This is a genomic window from Faecalibacterium sp. An192, from assembly GCF_002160175.1.
Lineage (GTDB): Bacteria > Bacillota > Clostridia > Oscillospirales > Ruminococcaceae > Faecalibacterium.
In genome coordinates this window covers 91,146-109,975 of the sequence record NZ_NFKB01000004.1, presented here as the reverse complement: position 1 = coordinate 109,975, position 18,830 = coordinate 91,146, and the positions used below count along the sequence as shown (strand labels likewise).

19 protein-coding genes and 1 tRNA gene are annotated in these 18,830 nt (G+C 59.9%); 17 read left to right on the top strand and 3 right to left on the bottom strand.

Translation table 11 applies throughout. The features are described 5' to 3' along the window. The first annotated feature begins 158 nt into the window (after positions 1 to 158). The 12 genes from B5F27_RS02680 to hslO all read left to right on the top strand — a co-directional run bounded on the left by B5F27_RS02680 (position 159) and on the right by hslO (position 12,284). The gene (locus tag B5F27_RS02680; RefSeq protein ID WP_087245646.1) at positions 159 to 470 is read left to right on the top strand and encodes a YerC/YecD family TrpR-related protein; all 312 of its coding nucleotides are present in this window, start codon (positions 159 to 161) and stop codon (positions 468 to 470) included. Between the two features lie 72 nt (positions 471 to 542). Next, complete coding sequence (locus B5F27_RS02675) at positions 543 to 866, top strand: hypothetical protein (RefSeq protein WP_087245648.1); 324 nt, start codon at positions 543 to 545, stop codon at positions 864 to 866. A gap of 220 nt (positions 867 to 1,086) precedes the next feature. Then, positions 1,087 to 1,740 (top strand): HAD hydrolase-like protein, encoded by a 654-nt coding sequence (locus B5F27_RS02670; RefSeq protein ID WP_087245650.1) that lies wholly within the window; start codon positions 1,087 to 1,089, stop codon positions 1,738 to 1,740. 22 nt (positions 1,741 to 1,762) lie between these two features. Next, the gene (locus B5F27_RS02665) at positions 1,763 to 3,688 is read left to right on the top strand and encodes an SGNH/GDSL hydrolase family protein (RefSeq protein ID WP_242962039.1); all 1,926 of its coding nucleotides are present in this window, start codon (positions 1,763 to 1,765) and stop codon (positions 3,686 to 3,688) included. Between the two features lie 114 nt (positions 3,689 to 3,802). Continuing rightward, positions 3,803 to 4,021 carry a hypothetical protein gene (locus tag B5F27_RS02660; RefSeq protein ID WP_087245654.1) on the top strand — a complete coding sequence of 73 codons (219 nt, stop codon included), beginning with the start codon at positions 3,803 to 3,805 and terminating at the stop codon, positions 4,019 to 4,021. A gap of 74 nt (positions 4,022 to 4,095) precedes the next feature. Further along, a complete protein-coding gene (locus B5F27_RS02655) occupies positions 4,096 to 4,836 on the top strand; it encodes a YjjG family noncanonical pyrimidine nucleotidase (protein ID WP_087245656.1) in 741 nt (246 codons plus the stop codon). A gap of 54 nt (positions 4,837 to 4,890) precedes the next feature. Then, the gene (locus B5F27_RS02650) at positions 4,891 to 6,798 is read left to right on the top strand and encodes an ABC-F family ATP-binding cassette domain-containing protein (RefSeq protein WP_087245658.1); all 1,908 of its coding nucleotides are present in this window, start codon (positions 4,891 to 4,893) and stop codon (positions 6,796 to 6,798) included. 20 nt (positions 6,799 to 6,818) lie between these two features. Then, on the top strand, positions 6,819 to 7,358 hold the full coding sequence (locus B5F27_RS02645; RefSeq protein WP_087245660.1) for a Gx transporter family protein: 540 nt from the start codon (positions 6,819 to 6,821) through the stop codon (positions 7,356 to 7,358). Between the two features lie 187 nt (positions 7,359 to 7,545). Next, the gene (lon, locus tag B5F27_RS02640) at positions 7,546 to 9,996 is read left to right on the top strand and encodes an endopeptidase La (RefSeq protein WP_087364485.1); all 2,451 of its coding nucleotides are present in this window, start codon (positions 7,546 to 7,548) and stop codon (positions 9,994 to 9,996) included. 23 nt (positions 9,997 to 10,019) lie between these two features. Continuing rightward, the gene (gene yihA / locus B5F27_RS02635) at positions 10,020 to 10,637 is read left to right on the top strand and encodes a ribosome biogenesis GTP-binding protein YihA/YsxC (protein WP_087364483.1); all 618 of its coding nucleotides are present in this window, start codon (positions 10,020 to 10,022) and stop codon (positions 10,635 to 10,637) included. Next, complete coding sequence (locus B5F27_RS02630; RefSeq protein WP_087364480.1) at positions 10,627 to 11,391, top strand: class I SAM-dependent methyltransferase; 765 nt, start codon at positions 10,627 to 10,629, stop codon at positions 11,389 to 11,391. Before yihA ends, B5F27_RS02630 begins: the two co-directional genes overlap by 11 nt. Beyond that, positions 11,379 to 12,284 (top strand): Hsp33 family molecular chaperone HslO, encoded by a 906-nt coding sequence (hslO, locus tag B5F27_RS02625; RefSeq protein ID WP_087364478.1) that lies wholly within the window; start codon positions 11,379 to 11,381, stop codon positions 12,282 to 12,284. Before B5F27_RS02630 ends, hslO begins: the two co-directional genes overlap by 13 nt. 66 nt (positions 12,285 to 12,350) lie before the next feature. Here hslO and B5F27_RS02620 read toward each other — a convergent pair whose 3' ends face one another. Both B5F27_RS02620 and B5F27_RS02615 read right to left on the bottom strand, forming a co-directional pair. Then, entirely contained in the window at positions 12,351 to 13,508 is a 1,158-nt protein-coding gene (locus B5F27_RS02620; protein WP_087364476.1) for a sporulation protein YqfD, read from the bottom strand. Between the two features lie 14 nt (positions 13,509 to 13,522). Further along, positions 13,523 to 13,819 carry a YabP/YqfC family sporulation protein gene (locus tag B5F27_RS02615; RefSeq protein ID WP_242962037.1) on the bottom strand — a complete coding sequence of 99 codons (297 nt, stop codon included), beginning with the start codon at positions 13,817 to 13,819 and terminating at the stop codon, positions 13,523 to 13,525. A gap of 105 nt (positions 13,820 to 13,924) precedes the next feature. Here B5F27_RS02615 and B5F27_RS02610 point away from each other — a divergent pair, with 105 nt between their 5' ends. Next, positions 13,925 to 14,974, top strand: coding sequence for a hypothetical protein (locus B5F27_RS02610; protein ID WP_087364474.1), 1,050 nt, complete (start codon positions 13,925 to 13,927; stop codon positions 14,972 to 14,974). A gap of 42 nt (positions 14,975 to 15,016) precedes the next feature. On the opposite strand, the gene B5F27_RS02605 is transcribed toward B5F27_RS02610, so the two are convergent. Beyond that, a tRNA-Thr gene (locus B5F27_RS02605) sits at positions 15,017 to 15,092 on the bottom strand. Between the two features lie 267 nt (positions 15,093 to 15,359). Between B5F27_RS02605 and B5F27_RS02600 the strand changes: the two genes are divergently transcribed. From B5F27_RS02600 to recO, 4 genes are all read left to right on the top strand, one after another. After that, positions 15,360 to 16,322 (top strand): PhoH family protein, encoded by a 963-nt coding sequence (locus tag B5F27_RS02600; protein ID WP_087245674.1) that lies wholly within the window; start codon positions 15,360 to 15,362, stop codon positions 16,320 to 16,322. A gap of 37 nt (positions 16,323 to 16,359) precedes the next feature. Further along, the gene (gene ybeY / locus B5F27_RS02595; RefSeq protein WP_087245676.1) at positions 16,360 to 16,851 is read left to right on the top strand and encodes an rRNA maturation RNase YbeY; all 492 of its coding nucleotides are present in this window, start codon (positions 16,360 to 16,362) and stop codon (positions 16,849 to 16,851) included. Positions 16,852 to 16,963: 112 nt separating this feature from the next. Then, positions 16,964 to 17,848: a GTPase Era gene (gene era, locus B5F27_RS02590; RefSeq protein ID WP_087364525.1), complete on the top strand. Its 885-nt coding sequence runs from the start codon at positions 16,964 to 16,966 to the stop codon at positions 17,846 to 17,848. 190 nt (positions 17,849 to 18,038) lie between these two features. Continuing rightward, entirely contained in the window at positions 18,039 to 18,827 is a 789-nt protein-coding gene (recO, locus tag B5F27_RS02585; RefSeq protein ID WP_087245678.1) for a DNA repair protein RecO, read from the top strand. Positions 18,828 to 18,830: the final 3 nt, after the last annotated feature.

Below are 18,830 nucleotides of genomic sequence, written 5' to 3'. Positions count from 1 at the left end.
CACAACCAAACCCCGTCGGGGGCGCTGCCTGTCACAGGGCAGCGCCCTCTTTTTGCGTTCTCCTGGCAGAAAAGATCCTTCGACCTCTTGACTTTTACGCTTTCCCATGCTAAAGTGGAGGGACAATGACGCCGCAGGAAAATACAGGAGGCCGTCCCATGACAGACAAAAATCCCAGACGTAACGCCCTGACCGACTCGCTCTTTGATGCGATTCTGAGCCTTCGGGACAGGGAAGAGTGCTATCGCTTTTTTGATGACTTGTGCACCGTGAAGGAAATTTCCGACATGTCCCAGCGGCTGGAGGCTGCCAAGCTCCTGCTGGAGGGCAAGACCTACGAGCAGATCGTCAAGTCGGCGGAGATCAGCACCGCCACCATCAGCCGGATCAACCGCTGCATTCAGTACGGAGCCGGCGGCTATCAGACCATCATTGAGCGGATGCAGAAGCCGGAACAGGAAGAAACCTGACCTTCTGCACACATGGCAGGTCGGCGGCATAGACTGGCGTATCCAAAACAGATGAAAGGGAGGATATCCGCTATGACCACCATCAATACCACTTGCCCCAAGATCGAGGCCCATTCGCTGCATCAGGTTGTTCTGGACCTGTTCGAGAGCATCGCCATGCAGGAGAGCGCCCTGAGCTACATCCTCTGCGCCGAGAGCCAGAAGATGAAGACCGCCCTCAATATGGATGGCATCGACCTGTGCAAGCTGCTGGAGATCAACGACTCTGCCACCAACATGGTCCACGCCGTGGCCAACCTGGAGCTGGTGCTCAAGGATAAGCTGGAGTTCGTCACCAACAACCTGTCTTATGACGGTGAGGGCTGCTGCACCGACAACAACAACCCCATCTGCTGATGACGCTGCTCTGAAGCCAAACATTCCCTTTGCAGCCCGTCCCATCGCCTGGGACGGGCGTTTTGCGTTGCTTTTCGCGGGGACAAGCTGTTTTTGCGGCCGGACTTGTTTAGGATATAAATGGAAAATTCGTTAAATCATCACCCTGGAATTGCCCATTGGGGCAAATTGTGCTATACTACCTACTGTATATCCATCACAATAGAAGGAGGAGCGCCGTTTGTTATCCTACGATGCTGTCCTGTTTGATGTGGACGGAACCCTGCTGGATTCCGCCCCGGGTATTCTTTTCACGCTGCGGGAGGTCTTCCACACCATGGGGACGGACATCACCGGCGTGGACCTGATGCGTTATGTGGGTCCGCCTCTGCGCAAGACCTTTGCCGAGTATTACACCGACGAAGCCGAGATTGAGCGGGCCACAGAGCTTTACCGGAGCAGCTATGCTGTCCGGGGATGTCATATGTGCAAGCCTTACCCCGGCGCAGCCGATATGCTGCGCCGCCTCAAGGCTGCGGGCCTGACCCTCTGCACAGCCACATCCAAACCCACCCAGGTTGTAACCCCGATCCTGGAAGAACAGGGGCTGGCGCCTCTGCTGGACCTGATCGCCGGTGCATCCATGGACAAGAGCCGCGACACCAAAACGCAGGTGGTGCAGTATGTGCTGGACCAGCCTTTGCTCCAGGGCAAACGCGCCCTGATGGTGGGCGACCGGCACGACGATATGCGGGGTGCAGCCGCCTGTGGGCTGGACGCCGCCGCTGTGCTGTATGGTTACGGCAGCAGGGAAGAGCTGGCGCCGTTTGGCCCCAAGCTCTATGCTGAAAGCTGCCAACAACTGACCGACCTCCTGTTGGGAGAGTCGCTCTGACGGAGAAGATGGGGAAGTTATCATGAGTCGAAATTCACAGTCTATGACACCGATCCAGAAACAGGCAATTCTTGTATGTGCTGTGTGTGCGCTGGCCATTTTGATTACGGCCAGCGTCACCTATGTACTCCTTTCCACCCGGGGCGGAGACTCCGCCAGCTCGATCCCTCAGGTCGAGGAGCCGGACGATCTGGCCAACCACTATCAGGTGGACACCCAGTCCTTCGCTCTGCTGACCGAGACGGCAGACGCCGGAGAGGCCTACCTCAATGACACCCTGTTCCTGGGCGATTCAAACACCGTTCGTCTGTACAACAACGGCCTGATCACCCTTCAGCAGTTCTGTGCCAAGGAGGGCATCGGCATCCAGAGCGCCCTCTCGGAGGAGCTGGTCACCTTTAAGGGGACCGATCAGCGCTACACCATGGCCCAGGCCGTGGCGATGATGAAGCCCCGCCGTGTGGTCATCACCCTGGGCACCAACGACAACGCCATGGAAGTGGAGACTTTCATCGGCTATTATTCGCAGCTGATCCAGGATATCCAGGCCAGCTATCCTTATACCGATATCATTGTCAACACCATTCCACCGGTCCCCCAGGACCACTCCAACTATCCCTCCATCTCGCAGCAGAAGATCGATGACTTCAACATGGCTCTGCTGACCATGTGCGAGAACCTGGGCGTCAAGTTCCTCAACAGCGCCGAGGTGCTGAAGGACCCCTCCACCGGCTTTGGTCTGGACGACTACTATATCGGCGGCGATATCCACCTCAAGAGCAGCGGCCTGAAGGCAGTTCTGAACTACCTGACCACCCACGCTTATGAGACCGAGGACCGCCGTCCCGATACCAGCAACATTCCCACCCGTACCCTGGAGTACACCAGCAATCCCAGCGATCCGGTTGCGTCCAGCTCTTCCGAGGCGACCGACGGCGAGACCTTTGAGGCCCGCTACCGCATCGACCAGACCGGCGGCACCCTGACCAGCGGCGATTCCTCCGGCCAGACCTCTCTGCTCTTCAACGTGTCTGCGGATGAGTCTGTCACCGTGACGGCTGTCCCGGCCGAGGGCTACTTCTTCGTCAACTGGAGCGATGGCGTCACCAGCCGCACCCGTACCGACAGCGGCTTCAAGCAGAATCTGGATGTGACCGCTGTGTTCTCCCGCGCCTCGGTGGAAATCTCCGGGCAGGGCTCCGGTATCTTCGGGATGAACTACACCCTGAAAGCCAAGCTGAGCGGCCAGTATGCCAAGGCAGAAAACCTGCGCTGGTATGTCAACGGCGTTGAGTCGGAGGATGCCGCAGGCAAGACCTCCATCACCTTCATTGTGGACCCCGTCCTGGCCAACCAGACCTACAGCGTCTACGCTGTCCTGACCTACAACGACAGCCAGGTGGTCAGCAACACCCTGAACATTTCCTTTGACAGCGGCGTGAGCTCTGGTTCCAGCTCGAGCTCCAGCTCCAGCAGCTCTTCCGGCTCGTCGAGCTCGTCCTCCAGTTCTTCTGGTTCTTCGTCCAGCTCGTCCGGGTCCTCCAGCTCGTCGTCTGAGCCCTCGGAGGAGGCTTCCGCTTCTTCGTCCACCAGCTCGAGTTCCAGTTCCAGCTCCAGCAGTTCTTCGTCGAGCAGCTCCTCTTCTTCCGGCAGTTCGTCCAGCTCCGGCAGCTCCAGCAGCAGTTCGAGCTCTACCAGCTCCAGCTCCAGTTCCAACTCTGGTTCAAGCTCCGGGTCCAGCTCGACTTCGAACTCCAGCTCCAATTCCAGCAGCAAGCCTTCCTCCAGTAGTTCCTCGTCCAGCTCCCAGGCAAGCTCGGTCAATGACGATCCCGAGGCCCCGCGGCCCGGTTCGTCCTCCAGCAGCTCCGCCTCCCGGGGCGACAGTTCGGATTCTTCCGACAGTGTGCTGGGTGAAGTGATGGACGGCCTGTTCCGGGTGGACTGATTCCACAGGCACCTCCTGGCTCCTGCCTGCATAGGCTGAGGTATATCCGGATGGCATCCCCGCAAGGGTGTACAGCCATCCCCAAAGCCCTGTAGGAGAGGAGGAACCCCAAGGATGCAGCAGGAAGATTTTGTCGTCAGCAAGCCTGGCTTCGGCAATGTGACCGACGGCAGCGTCGATTTCTATGAGATGGAGTGGGAGATTGTAGATCCCGGCCCCATCGAGGATGATGGCTGCGGCTGTGGCGGCGAGACACCCGTGGATCGCCGCTGCATTGACAACCGGCCCCAGCAGACCGACGATGCGGGCGGGTACGCGATGGTAAACGAGTGATACGACAGGGCCAGCTCTGCGTAAACGGGGCTGGCTTTGCCTTGTAAAAGACATTTGAAAGAGAGGGAAGACGTATGGCAAAATACTACTGCATTTTGTTTGATGCAGACAACACCCTGCTGGACTTTGATGCGGCCGAGAGCAAGGCTCTGGCCGAAACCCTGGCCCAGTACAACATTGAGCCTTCCAACGAGAACGTACAAAAGTACCGCGAAATCAACGAGGGCCTCTGGCGTCAGCTGGAAAAAGGCCAGATCCGCCGCGACAAGCTGATGAATGAGCGTTTTACCCGCTTTTTGAAGGAGATCGGCGCAGCCGGCAACGGCGCAGAGATGAACCGCTATTATCTCAATCAGCTGTCCACCCATCCCGACCTGATGCCGGGCAGCGTTTTGGATGTGCTGCATGAGCTGGCGGAGGTGTCCACCCTGGCCATCGTCACCAACGGCTTTGACAAAGTCCAGAGCCGCCGTGTGAAGGAGTCCGGCGTGGCGGCTTTCATGGAGGAAGTCTTTGTGTCCGAGCGGTCGGACAGCGAAAAGCCCAATCGCAAGATTTTTGATACCGCCCTCAAAACCCTGGGGGTGGAGAACCGCGAGCACGTGCTGGTGGTGGGTGACAGCCTGACCAGCGATATCCAGGGCGGCATCAATGCCGGTTTGGATACCTGCTGGCTCAACCGGGCCCATGCGGAAAACCCGGGCCAGGTCAGCCCGACCTATGAGATCGACGCCCTGGAGCAGCTCTATCCCATCGTCATGGAACCGGATGAGCTGGCCCGCGTGGGGCAGAAAAACCGGCGTCATCAGGTCTGAGGTTTCTGAGCACAGAACCCCGGACCCCGACGCAGAGTGTGGGGAAGAAAAACGATGTTGATGAATCTGGAACATATCGGCAAGACGTTTGGGGAGAAGATCGTGCTGGAGAACGTGACGGCCAGTGTCGAGCGGGAAGACCGCATCGGCATCGTGGGCCAGAACGGCGCCGGCAAGACCACCCTTCTCAAAATCCTGACCGGTGAATACACCGACTATAACGGCGAGTTCAGCCTGACTCACGGCGTCACCCTGGGGTATCTGGCCCAGAACGCCAAGCTGGACAACACCCTGGATGTCTACGGCGAGATGCGCTCCACCTTTGCGCCGGTGCTGGACGCCATGGCGCAGATGCAGATTGTGGAGAAAAAGATGGCCGTCAACCAGACGGACCCGGCCCTGCTGGAGCAGCACGCCGCCCTTCAGGCGGTGGTGGACGCTGCCGACGGCTACCACATGGATGTAAACATCAAGAAGGTGCTGGGCGGCATGGGCTTTCCTCAGGACACCTGGGGGAAGAACGTGGGGGTCCTGTCGGGCGGCGAGCTGACCCGTCTGCGGATCGCAAAGCTGCTGCTGGAAAAGCCCGACATCCTGATCCTGGATGAGCCCACCAACCACCTGGATTTCACCACCATGGAGTGGCTGGAAAATTATCTGAAAGGCTATTCCGGCGCGGTGCTGGTGGTCAGCCATGACCGCTATTTCCTGGACAACGTCTGTACCAAGATCTGGGAAGTCTCGGGGCACAGCATGACCACCTATAAGGGCAACTTCTCGGCCTATCTGCCTCAGAAGGAGGCTGCCGATGCCCTGCGCCAGAAGCAGCACGACGCTGACGTAGCCCTGGCGGAGAAACTGCAGGACTATATCGACCGGAACCTGGTGCGGGCCTCCACCACCAAAATGGCCCAGAGCCGCCGCAAACAGCTGGAAAAGCTGGAGATCACCGAAGCGCCCAAAGACGAAACCAACAAGCTGAATTTCCGTTTTGAGTACGACGTGGAGCCCTGGAACGAGCTGGTCATCCTGAAAAACCTGACCATCCGCATCGGGGACCGGGTTCTGCTGGAACCCTTTACCTATACCGTCTGCCGCGGCCAGCGTCTGGTGATTGCCGGCCCCAACGGCGCAGGCAAGTCCACCCTGATGCAGGTGCTGGACGGCCGCCGGCGCCCCTCGGGCGGCATGGTCCGTCTGGGCACCGGTGCACGGCCCAGCATCTTTGAACAGCAGCAGCACCGCGCCGGCGCAGGCCGGGTGATCGACGCCATCTGGGACAAATACCCCCAGATGACCGAGCTGGAAGTCCGCAGTCACCTGGCGCGGCTGGGCTTCCGGGGGGAGAACGTCTTTAAGGACTGCGCTTCTCTGTCGGGCGGCGAGCTGGCCCGTCTCCGCTTTGCGGAGATCGTGCTGGAGCGGCCCAATTTGCTGTTCCTGGACGAGCCCACCAACCATCTGGACATCTACACCCGTGAGAACCTGACCGAGGCCCTGATGGCCTATACCGGCACTCTGCTGCTGGTCACCCATGACCGTCACCTGATGAACAGTCTGGCCTGTCCCATCCTCTACCTGGAGGACGGCAAAGCCACCCTCTATCCCAGCTACGACGCCCTGATGGGCCGTGCCGCCCCGGCTGCGCAAGTCCAGGAAAAGGCCGACACTGTGAAAGTCGGCTACGGCAAAGAACAGCGCCGCCGCCGTGCCGAGCTGCGGGCCAAAATCAAGGCCTGTGAAGAGGAGATGGAAAAGTGCGGCGCCCGCGAGGTGGAGCTGGACAACGAAATCAACTCGCCGGAGGTCTACAACGATCCCCAGCTGCTGCGCCAGAAGAGCGACGAGCTGGAAGATCTGCGTTTCCACCAGGAGGAGCTCTTTGCCGCCTGGGAGGCCGCCGTCGAGGAGCAGGAGCAGTATGAACGTTCGCTTGAATCAACCGAGAGCAGCGGGGACTGATGCCCCGCAGGAGGCAGCCCATGCGCAGGCAGGAGAGAAGTAAAGCCAAACAGATTGCCCTTTCGGGGATGCTCTTTGCCCTGGCCATGGCCCTTTCTTTCGCCGAGGGCACCCTCACCATCCCGGGCCTGCTGCCCGGCATGAAGCTGGGCCTGGCCAACGTGGTGGTGATGTACGCCCTGCTGTTCATGGGCCCCAAACAGGCCCTGATTCTGGATCTGCTCAAGGCGCTGTTTGTCTTTCTGGTTTCAGGTCCCACGGCGGGATTTCTCTCCCTGTGCGGCGGCCTGCTGTCGCTGCTGGTGATGTGGCTGCTGTACGATGTGCTGCCGCTGCGTCCCACCTGGTTCATCCTGTCGGTTTGCGGCGCCTTCGCTCACAATGTAGGCCAGCTGCTGGGGGCGGGAGTGATTATTTCCTCCTCCATGTCCCTCTACTATGCGCCGGTGATGCTGGTGCTGGGCCTGGCGATGGGAGCCCTGACGGCCCTGATTCTGCGGGCCCTGTTGCCGGCACTGGACAAGTTGGGCTATAATATAAGGGAACGGAAGCAAGGATAAAGAAGGCTGCGGCGGATGGAAAAACTTTGCGGCCCCGCTTCGCTGGCAAAAGCAGTGGGACCCATTGCAACCGCCGCCGCAACCCGTTATAATACAGGGACAAGGCAGCGCACTGCTGCCGGACCCTGCAAAAGAACAAAAGGCTGTGCCCATTGTCAAACCGGGGCACAGCTTTGGGAGGTTCACAATGTCTGAGAAAGTAACGATCAAGGTGGAGCGGCAGACGCTTCATCTTCCTGCCATTGCCCTGCGCGGGCTGGTGGTCTTCCCAAACAACCTGGTTCACTTTGAAGTGGGCCGTGAAAAGAGCATCGCCGCCATTGAGTGGGCGATGAGCAACAATTCCAATGTATTTCTGGTCGCCCAGAAACGGATGGACACCGACGAGCCCACCCACGACGACCTGTTTACTTATGGCGTGGTGGCCGAGATCAAGCAAATTCTGCGGGTTTCGGACGACCTGGTCCGGGTTCTGGTGGAGGGCAAGTACCGCGCCAAGATGATCGACCTGGACAGCGACGGCAAGTTCCTGCTGGCAGCAGTCCAGCAGGCCCCGGTCCGCGGCGCCAAGGAGGAGAATGCTCTCCAGACCGACGCCCTGGTCCGCACCCTCAAGAGCGTCTTTGACGAGTATCTGTCCCTGAACCAGCGTCTGGCCAAGGATGTGGTGTTCGCCATCGTCTCCAACGACGACCCCGTCTTTTTGAGCGAATATGTCCCCGCCAACCTGCTGCTCCGCTACGAGGACAAGCAGGCGGTGATGGATGAAAACACCCTGACCGGCCGTCTGGAAAAGCTGATCGAGCTGCTGCGCCGGGAGTGCCAGGTCATGCAGATCGAAAAAGAGATCTCGGACAAGGTCAATGAGTCCATGGACAAAAACCAGCGGGACTACTACCTCCACGAGCAGCTGAACATCATCAGCAGCGAGCTGGGGGAAGGGGATGACACCCACGCTGAGGCCGACGAGTACCGCCGCCGGATCACCGAGCTCCATCTGGAAGCCGACAGCGAGAAAAAGCTGCTGAAAGAGGTGGACCGTCTGGCCAAGATGCAGGGCAGCAACCAGGAGGCAACCGTCATCCGCACCTACCTGGACACCTGCCTGGATCTGCCCTGGAACACCTTCACCGAGGACGACCTGGACATCGTCAAGGCCCAGCAGATTCTGGACCATGACCACTATGGCCTGAAAAAGGTCAAGGACCGGATTCTGGAGCTGCTGGCCGTCCGTAAGCTGGCCCCCGACGTCAAGGCTCAGATCATCTGCCTGGTGGGCCCTCCGGGCGTGGGCAAAACCAGCATCGCCCGGTCCATTGCCTCCTGCCTGAACCGCAAGTATGTCCGCCTGAGCCTGGGCGGCGTGCGGGATGAGGCAGAAATCCGCGGCCACCGCCGCACCTACATCGGCGCCATGCCGGGCAAGATCATCAGCGCCATGATCACCGCCAAGAGCCAGAATCCCCTGATCCTGCTGGACGAGATCGACAAGCTGGCCGGGGATTTCCGCGGCGATCCGGCGGCTGCCCTGCTGGAAGCTTTGGACCCCGAGCAGAACAACACCTTCAAGGATCATTTCCTGGATATTCCCTATGACCTGAGCCACGTTCTGTTCATCACCACCGCCAACGACCTGGGCAGCATTCCCGGCCCGCTGCGGGACCGTATGGACGTCATCGAGCTGCCCAGCTACACCCGCGTGGAGAAGTACAACATTGCCCGCCGCCATCTGCTGCCCAAGCAGCTGGAGCTCTGCGGCCTGACCGGCAAGGTGACCCTGTCCCAGGGCGCGCTGTACGGCATCATCGACGGCTACACCCGGGAAGCAGGCGTCCGCAACCTGGAGCGCACCATTACCAGCGTTCTGCGCAAATGCGCCCGCAAAATTGCCGCAGGGGAAACCGAGAGCGTCTCGGTGACCACCTCCATGCTGGAGGAACTGCTGGGACCCCGGATGGTCAAGCCGGAGTTCCTCAACCGGGACAACGCTGTGGGCATCGCCAACGGCCTGGCCTGGACCAGTGTGGGCGGCGAGACCCTGCCCATTGAGGTACAGGTCATTGAGGACGGCTCGGGCAAGATCACCGTCACCGGTTCTCTGGGTGACGTGATGAAGGAGAGCGCTCAGCTGGCCATCACCTATGCCCGGGTTCACGCCACAGAGTACGGCATCGACACCGAGAAGCTCAAGAAGTGCGACCTGCACATTCACGCCCCCGAGGGCGCTATTCCCAAGGACGGGCCTTCGGCCGGCGTCACCCTGACCACGGCTCTGATTTCCTGCCTGTCCGGCCGGCCGGTGCGGGGTGATGTGGCCATGACCGGCGAGATCACCCTGCACGGCAACGTGCTGGCCATCGGCGGCCTGCGTGAAAAGAGCATGGCAGCCTACCGCGAGGGGATGAAGCTGGTGCTGATCCCCAAGGACAACGAGAGCGACCTGTACGATGTGGACGACGAGGTCAAGGAGAATATCCAGTTCATGCCGGTTTCCAATCTGAAACAGGTGCTGGACACCGCCCTGCTCAAGACCCCTCAGCCCATGCCCGCACGGCGCACCCGCGCCCGCAAAACCAAAACCCCGGACGCCATCCTGCCGCCGGCGGACAAAACGCCGCAGCCGGGAGTCGTCTGCTGAACCAGACCGGATGAGGAGAGAATATGAACTACAACAAAGCGGACTTTCTGGCCAGCTATGGCATTTCGAGCCAGCTGCCTGCCAGTGACCGGCCGGAGATCAGCTTTTCGGGCCGGTCCAATGTGGGCAAATCCAGCTTGATCAACAAGCTCTGCAACCGCAAAAATCTGGCCCGTGTGTCCAGTACGCCGGGCAAAACCGCCACCATCAACTTCTATGGGGTGGATAACTGCTACTTTGTGGACCTGCCCGGGTACGGCTACGCCAAGGTCAGCAACGCCGACCGCCAGCGCTGGGACGAGCTGATCAACAGCTATTTTGATGCAGCCCGCCACCACACCCTGCTGGTCCAGCTGATCGACTGCCGCCACGACATCAGCGCCGACGATGCTCAGATGCTGCGGTATCTGCACTATCATCGGATTCCCTACGTGGTGGCCCTGACCAAGGGTGACAAGCTGAAAAAGAGCCAGATGGAGTCGACCCGCCAGGCCTTTGAAAAGGTTTGTCTGGCCTATGGCTGCCAGGCGGTGGTCCTGACCAGCGCCGAGAGCGGCAGCGGAATTCCCGAGCTGCAGGCAATTCTGGACGCCGCCGTGACCGGCGCTCTGGCGGATGGGGAGCAGACCGATGGCGTATAATGAGTTTGCCTATTTTTATGACTCCTTCAACGAGGACGCCGACTACGAAACCCTGTACCGGCACGTCCGGCAGGAGCTGGAAAACCACGGCATCTGGGACGGCATTCTGGCTGACCTGGGCTGCGGCACCGGAGAACTGACCCTCATGCTGGCCCAGGCCGGCTATGAGATGATCGCCATTGACCAGTCGGAAGAAATGCTCTGTGTGGTCCGGGACAAGGCCGACCAGCTGGAGCTCACCAATCATCTGCTGCTGCTCCAGCAGGATCTGTGCAGCCTGGATCTGTACGGCACCATCCGGGGCGCGGTGTCCACCTTTGATACCTTCAACCATCTGCCGTCGCTGGATGCCGCCATTGCCAACGCCGCCTTTTTCATGGAGAAGGGCGGGGTGCTGCTGTTCGACATGAACACCCCCTACAAGCATCAAAACGTTCTGGGCAACAACACCTTCACCTTCGAAGGGGAGGACGCCGGCTGTGTCTGGCGCAACCAGATTGAGGACGGCGGCAAGCGGGTCCGGATTTCTCTGGACATCGACGACCGCGAAAACGGCGAATCCTTCCATGAGGAATTCTGCGAGTACACCTACGAGCTGGCCGAGATCCGCGCCGCGCTGGAACGGCACGGCTTCACTTTGGAGTCGGTCTGCGATGGGGAGACCTTCGGCCCCCTGACCGAGACCAGTGAACGGTACTTTTTCTGCGCGGTCAAAAACTACACACAGCTGGAGGGAGAAGAATGTCTGAACTGATTCGCGGCCTCTCTGAAAACGGAGGCGTTGTATTTTGCGGCATAGATTCGACGGATATTGTCTGTAAAGCAGAACAGCTTCACAAAACCAGCGCCACCTGCAGCGCCGCACTGGGCCGTCTTTTGACGGGTGCATCCCTGATGGGCGCCATGCTCAAGGACAGCCGGGACAGCATCACCCTGCGGGTGAACGGCGGCGGCCCTGCCGGCCTGGTGATTGCCTGCACCGACGGCACCGGCAACGTCAAGGGCTGCATCGACCACCCCCTGGTGGAGCTGCCGCCCCGGGCCGACGGCCACCTGGATGTGGGCGGCGCTGTGGGCAAAGACGGCGTCCTCACCGTCATCCGGGACAACAAGCTCCAGAAGGAGCCCACGGTAGGCCAGGTGCCGCTGGTGTCGGGCGAAATCGCCGAGGACTTGACGGCGTACTATGCCTACAGCGAGCAGATCCCCACCGTCTGCGCTCTGGGTGTTCTGGTGGACCCGGACCTCACCATCCACTGTGCAGGCGGATATATGGTGCAGCTGCTGCCCGGCGCCACCGACGCCGAAATCACCCAGCTGGAGCAGAACATTGCCGCCATGCCCTCGGTGACCGAGATGCTGCGCGCCGGTGCCACCCCCAAGGACATGATGGAAAAGGCTCTGGCTGGCTTTGCACCGTCGGTGCTGGATACCCGACAGGTGTCCTATCGCTGTGACTGCAGCGAGGAGCGCACCAAGGCCATGCTGCTCAGCCTGGGCCGCAAGGAGCTGGAAAAGCTTCGGGACGAGGACCCCCACTGCGAAGTGGTGTGTCACTTCTGCCACAGCAAGTACAACTTTGATCTGAACCAGCTTTTGAAGGAGCTTCCGGAGACCTCTGAGGCCGCCCCTGAGGAAGCACAGTAAACCCCATACATAAGAAAACGGCTGACCCCGCTGCAGAGCACGGGCCGGCCGTTTTTGTGTGCGATATTATCCCTCTACAATATTGTCCAGCAGGGTATAGGTGACGGCATAGTGCAGCTGATGCGCTTTTCGTTCTACCGTTTCCTGCTGGGCCACAATTTCAGCCCCCGGCCATTCCTCTTCCAATTCCTGCAGGCAATGCAGCCGGGCCATGGCCAACGCCAGGTCATCCGAATAGTTCACCGGCCGGGTCCGCCGTTGATAGCGGACAGTTTCCTCCACCGCTATGGGCAGCGGCAGGCCCCCCAGCTCCATCTGAACGTGACGGGTGATTTCCACATCGTTAGAAGTTGGTCCCACCAGTCCGCCGTCCAGCCCGGGAAGGGTCAGATGAAATCCCCCGCAGGACAGGCGAAGCTTGGTGTGGGTTCGGCCGGTCAGAAGGGGCACTTCTTCCGTCAGAGACTGGTCGTATTGGGCGCTCCACTCAAACCGGGCCATCACCACGCCGGCAGCCGGGGCAAAAATGGGCGTTCCGTCCCGTTCGGTGCGGCTTGTACCGATGAGCGGCTGACCGGCTTCCACCTGCTGGCCTGGCACCACCAGAGCGGTGCCGCTCTTCAGATTGACCTCGGTTACAACGCCGCCAATCCGGGCGCAGAGGGTTTGCAGCTTGCCCGAAAAGATGGCGGGCACCTGTTTGGCGGCTGCGGCCTCCACTTCCAGACGGCCGCCGAAGAAATTGAGGCTTGCCCAGGAGAATTCGCCGCTCTTTAAAAGTGCGTATTCGCCCGCGGTCAGGAGATCCTGGGTCACACGGACGCCGGGTTCCAGGCCGGTTTCCTCCCGCAGAACCAGTGCCGCCCGGGCCTGCTGCCCGGCGGTCAGACTGCCATAGTCCACCGACCAGATCTGTCCCCGGCTCCAGAGCAGAAGCGGCACAAAAACCACCAGTCCAGCCCACAGTCCTTTCCGGCGAAACAGGGGCCTCAGATGGAAAAATAGGCCTTTCCGCCGCCGTACCTGCAAACGCACTCTGTGCCGCCGGGCCAGTGCGGCCAGTTTTTGATAGCGCCAGGCCGCACAGCACCCCGAAAAGCCGCCGGGCTGGGGACAGATGCGGGACAGATGTATGCCTGCCTGGGCTGCATCGTTCAACAGACCCTCGGTGTCGCCGCTGAGGGCGGTGAACACAACCCCCGCCCAGAGCTGTACAACCTCCATCCAGCCGCCTCCTTTTATCCATCGATGCTGTCGGTAAAATCCGTCCTTACAAACCGCCCCTGCAGGGTGATCCGGTGCGCCGCCAGTGAGAGAATCCGCATCTGATCCCCATAGACGGTGAAGGTGCCGCCGTACAGTTCCAGACAGAGTTTGCTCTCATCGTAGGTGTGAATCCGCCGGAAATGCTCAATTTCCATCTGGGTCCCGGTCATGTAGACGGATGGACGGCGGTACATCCCGGCGGGGGGCTGGCCAAACAGCAGCTTGAGCCAGCTCTGCGGCGTAAGCCGTCTTTTGCGTTGTTTTGACACCTTTTCCCCTCCTGTTTGCGGCCCGTGCAGTCGGCAACGCCGCGCCGCTTGGGCCGGTATGGCCCGCCGCCTCTGTCCATATATATGGAAACAGGGGGGCTGCTTATGCGCTATTTGCAAAGGACGTTGTTTGTGTGCATTGCTCTGCTGACCGGCATTCTGCCTTTTTGGGCGCCTGAGGCCTGTGCCCAGGCGCTTCGGGAGGGGCTGGCCCTCTGTGGAGGGCCGCTGCTGCTTTCACTGTTTCCCTTTCTGATTGTTTCCACGCTGCTGGTCCGCAGCGGCGGGGGAGATCTGCTGGGGACATTGCTTCGCCCGGCGGCCCGGCTGGCCGGGGCAAACGCTTCCTGTGCCGGGGGCGTGCTGCTGATGGGCTTTACCGGCGGATTTGCGCCGGCTGCCAATGCGGCAGCCCAGGCTGTCCGTGCCGGCCGATTATCTCCGCAGCAGGCCGCCTGTCTGCTGCCTGCCTGTATCTGCTCCGGTCCATCCTTTGTCATTTTGACGGTGGGCCAGGGAATGCTGGGCAGCACCGGACTGGGGATTCGGCTGTTTATGGTACAGGCTCTGGCCGGGTGGATCTCGGCGGTCATCCTTTGCCGTGTGCATCCTCCTGCGGCCCGGAACTCAAATGTCATGGTTTCGGCTCCGGCTGCGATGCCGCCGCTTCGGCTGGATGCCGTCATTGCCGATGCCGCCATAACCTATTGCAAGCTGTGCGGGTTCATCCTCTATTTTCGCCTGATGACCGGGGGACTGGGGGCCATGTGGCCCAAGATTAGCCTGCCCGCCGCCATGGTTTTGGAGGTCTGTTCGGGCTGCGATCTGGCTTCCCGCGCCGGACGCTGGGCCAGCTGGCTGTGCTGTGCAGCCATCAGCCTGCAGGGAACGTCGGTTCTTTTGCAGGTGCGCACCATCTGCCCGGCGGAAATTTCTTTCCGCCCACTTTTGACCGCCCGGCTGCTCCATCTGCCCTTGTCGTTGCTGCTGTTCCGGCTGAGCCTCTGGCTGCCTGGAGGGAATGTCTCCGCCGGGGCGGTTCCCCATACCGCACCTGTGGTCCTTCGGCGGGTTCCGCCGGACTGTGCCGTGCTGGTCTTTCTGGGCTGCTGCCTGCTGGCCTGCCAGCTCTGCCGCGCCGTTCCGGAAACATAAAAAATCCCCGGAACCGCTTGATGCGATTCCGGGGACATTCTATGGAGCTACTGATCCGATTCGAACGGACGACCTGCTCATTACGAGTGAGCTGCTCTACCGGCTGAGCCACAGTAGCACGCTGCGCCAGCTGCAACGCAAGTTATTTTAGCATAAAAACCGGTCAGTGTCAAGGGATTGTGCCCGCAGCGGGCCGGACCTGCATTCAGTGGGGACAGGCTCGGCCTCCACATGGAAAAGCGCTTCAATGTGCGCAAATAATTTTGTACAGTTTTCACAGTTTCCACTGCAAAGTTTTGGTGATATAATAAATGCAAGAACCATTTTGGGTCGAACCCGGCGGACACACAGCCTGTGCCGCGCCGGATGCATCGGGAGGAATCACATGGCTGAAAAAAGCATCGAACTGGACAGTGTAGAGATTGCCGCCGCAGTGTTTGGAAACTGCGACTGCAACATTCGTCTGCTGGAGAAGGAGTTTTCTGTCACGGCCACCTGCCGGGGCACCATGCTGCGCCTGTCGGGCGAGGATCAGAATGTGGCGGCCGCAGCCCGCGCCGTCGAGGGAATGCTGCTCCTGATCGAGAACCACACGCCATTGGAGGATCAGACCGTCCACTACTGCATGAGCCTGGCCCACGACGGCGAGGAGAAACGGGTACGGGAGCTGACCGAAGATTTTGTGGCGGTCACCGTTAAGGGCCGGCCCATCCGTCCCAAGACGCTGGGGCAAAAGGAGTATCTGGCGGCCATCCGCACCCATCCCATTACCTTCGGCGTAGGTCCTGCCGGCACCGGCAAGACCTATCTGGCGGTGGCAATGGCGGTCAAGGCGTTCAAAGCCAAGGATGTCTCCCGGATTATCCTGACCCGTCCCGCCGTGGAAGCCGGAGAAAAGCTGGGCTTTCTGCCCGGCGACCTGCAGCAGAAGGTAGACCCATATCTGCGGCCCCTCTACGACGGCCTGTTTGATATGCTGGGAGCCGAGACCTTTGAGCGTCTGGTGGAAAAGCAGCTGATCGAGGTGGCTCCGCTGGCCTATATGCGCGGCCGGACGCTGGATGATTCCTTCATCATTCTGGATGAAGCCCAGAACACCACCCCCGAACAGATGAAAATGTTTCTGACCCGTATGGGCACCGGTTCAAAAGTCGTGGTGACAGGCGACGTGACCCAGATCGACCTGCCCGACCACACGCGCAGCGGCCTGGTGGATGCGCTGCAGGTGCTCAAGAACATTTCCGGCATTGCACAGTGTTACTTCAACGAAAAAGACGTGGTGCGTCATCGCCTGGTGCAGGAGATCATCAAGGCTTATGAATCCGCCGCACATCCTGCCAAGCGGTGAGCCCTCAGCGTCTTATAAAAGAAAGGAGCGGACCTAGATGTCCAACAAAGTACTGATTACCAACGAGCAGAAAACGGTCAAAGTCCCGTCCGGCCTGCGGATTCTGATCCGTCGGGCCTGCAACGCAGTGCTCGAATACGAGCATTTTGAGGGCCCCGCTGAGATCAGCGTAACCTTTGTCGATAATGCGGCCATAGCCGAGCTGAACAACCAGTATCGCAACAAGCCGATGCCCACCGACGTGCTCAGCTTCCCTCTGGGGTCGGACGGCCAGTATGACATCAACGAGACCAATGGCTGCAAGATGCTGGGAGATATCGTCATCAGCATGGAGCGGGCCATGGAACAGGCCAACCTCTACGGCCACTCCCTCCAGCGGGAGGTGGCCTTCCTGACGGTGCACTCGATGCTTCACCTGCTGGGCTACGACCACGAGAACGGCGGCCTGGAGGCTGTGCGGATGCGGGAGCGGGAAGAAGCCGTCCTGCTCCAGCTGGGCCTGCCCCGGACGGTGAGCTACACCGAATAAGCGGCGTTCGTTTTGGGATATTTGGGATAACGGAAAGAGAGAATGACCCTTGAATCACACGGATAAAAATGCAATCGAATCGACCATCCACTACGACACTTCCTCGGTGTTTGTGGCCGTCATCGGACGGCCCAATGTGGGCAAGTCCAGCCTGACCAATCTGCTGGTGGGAGAAAAGGTGGCCATTGTCACCTCCAAACCCCAGACCACCCGTACCCGGATCACCGGCGTCATCACCCGCGGGCCCCTGCAGTATGTCCTTCTGGACACCCCCGGCGTCCACAAGGCCAAAAACAAGCTGGGCAAGCGGATGGACAAGACGGCCAGCGATTCGGTGGGCGATGTGGATGTGTCCATGATGCTGTTTGAGCCCCATCCCGGCCTGAACGAGTCGGAACAGATGCTGATTGACGCACTGCGCCGCAGCGGTCCCGCCATTGCAGTCATCAATAAGATCGACCTGGTCAAAGACCCGGCGGAGCTGGAAGCCCGCAAAGCCGAACTGGAAGCCCTGGGCGTCTTTGATGCGGTATGCACCGTCAGCGTCCGGGACAACAAGAACTGTGAGGACCTGTTTGACCTGCTGGCTCGTTACGCGGTGGAGGGGCCCCATTACTTTGAGGACGACGCTTACACCGATATGCCCGAGAAAGAGCTGGTGGCCGAACTGATCCGGGAAAAAGCCCTGCTGTTCATGCGGGACGAGATTCCCCACGGCCTGGCCGTGGTGGTGGAGCGCTTCAAGGAGCGGCCCGGCACCGACCTGGTGGACATTGATGTGAACATCTACTGTGAACGGGAGAGCCACAAGGGCATGGTGATCGGCAAAGGCGGCGCCATGCTCAAAAAGATCGCCAGCGCCGCCCGGGTGGACTGCGAAGAATTCCTGGGCTGCCGGGTCAACCTGCAGTGCTGGGTCAAAGTGAAGCCCGACTGGCGGGACAATGAGTTTTTGCTGAACAGCTTCGGATTCCGTCAGGACCAGAACCGGAAGTAAACGCCTGCCAGAACAGGACAGATTTCCCGGGGATAAGGGGTTAAGATGGGGTCAACACTGAAACCGAAGGCGAGGTGCTGACACATGGATGCTGAAAGCTGCTGGAAGGCGTTTGCCTCGACGGGAAAAATCGATCACTATCTGGACTACAAGCGGGCTGCGGGCGAAAAACCTGCAGAGGAAACATACAATGGACGATTTTGTCATCAAGGGCCTGGTCATGCAGGAGATCGAATACGGCGAGTCGGACCGGATTCTCAAGATTCTGACCGCTGAAAAAGGTCTGATTACCGCATTTGCCAAAAACAGCATGCGGCTGACCAGCCATCTCTTTGCGGCCTGCGGACAGCTCTGTTATTCCGAGTTTGTCCTGCGGCCCGGCCGCAACACCGAAGAAAAAATGTACACCGTGGTGGAAGCGGGCTATGAGACCGACTTCCGGGACATAGGCTACAGTTTTGAGGCCCAGGGGGTCGCCATGTACATGGTGGAGTTCACCATGGCCCTCTCCCTGGTGGAGCAGCCGGCCGAAAAAGAGCTGAAACTCCTGATGAACTGCCTGTACAAGATCTGTCAGAAAAAGACCGATCCCAAAATCGTCAAGGCCGTGTTTGAGCTGCGGATGACCAGTGAGTGCGGGTTTATGCCCCAGCTGCTGGCCTGCCGGAGCTGCGGCGCCTACGATGGCGACCGCTTTTGCTTGGACGCAGAGGATGGCTGCCTGCTCTGTGGAGACTGCGCAGCCAAGGAAAACAAAACCTGTAACCTGGATAAGGGAGCACTGTTTGCGGTGCGGTACATCTGTCTGATTGAGGACAAGAAACTGTTTGGATTTCGGATTTCCGCCAACAGTGCCCGGCTTTTGTACAATGTGGCGGAGCAGTATGCTCTGGCCCACATGGATAAATCGCTGAACTCCCTGAAATTTTTGCGGTCCCTTTCGGCCTGGGACCCGGACCTACAGCCTAAAAAGGATTGAATC